The sequence below is a fragment of the Sphingomonas endophytica genome (genome assembly GCF_001476895.1).
In the GTDB taxonomy this organism is placed as follows: Bacteria; Pseudomonadota; Alphaproteobacteria; order Sphingomonadales; family Sphingomonadaceae; genus Sphingomonas; species Sphingomonas endophytica_A.
In genome coordinates this window covers 1-662 of the sequence record NZ_LDTB01000112.1, presented here as the reverse complement: position 1 = coordinate 662, position 662 = coordinate 1, and the positions used below count along the sequence as shown (strand labels likewise).

The window sequence follows — 662 nt, the reverse complement described above, 5'->3', positions numbered from 1 at the left end:
CTTCTGTTTCAGTTTTTAATGCTTGTCCTGGTTTTTGATTGTAATATCGTATGCACCTTCCGTGTATACATTTTCCTTTTCGTCGGCAGGGTCGGAGGTGTATAGGGAACAGCGGCTATCATATCGAGGGCGATCCCGGCGACTGGCCCGCCGATGTGCCGCCGGTGGTGTTCGAGGATCGTTCGATGATCGTCACCCGCTTCGCGCACCGGCTGCGCGCGGCGAGCATCGTCGAATTCGCGACCGCCGACATGGCCCCCGATCCCAGGAAATGGGCGCGGTTGCGCGCGCATGTCGCGGCGCTCGGGCTCAGCCTGCGCGAGCCGCTGGAGCCGTGGATGGGCGCACGACCGACCCTGCCGGATTACCTCCCCGCGCTCGGGCGGCGCGGCGCGCTGGCCTATGCGTTCGGCCATCAGCACCTGGGACTGACGCTGTCGGCGACCAGTGGCGAGGCGTTGGCGGCGTTGTTGCATGATGCGCCGCTGCCCTTCGATCTAAGCCCCTTCGATCTGGCCCGTTTCGGTTGAGCCGCGATTGCGCGGGCGTCTTGTGCACGGCACAAGGACATCCCGGTGATCGTCGCCGGACGGGGCGTATCTCATGACCGGTATCATCGTTCGCAATCTCTCCGACCAGCTCGTCGATCTGGTGCGGGAGCG

General features: G+C 63.9%; 1 protein-coding gene. It reads left to right on the top strand.

The features are described 5' to 3' along the window. The first annotated feature begins 50 nt into the window (after positions 1–50). Positions 51–530: an FAD-dependent oxidoreductase gene (locus tag NS334_RS16205; RefSeq protein ID WP_083500553.1), complete on the top strand. Its 480-nt coding sequence runs from the start codon at positions 51–53 to the stop codon at positions 528–530. Positions 531–662: the final 132 nt, after the last annotated feature.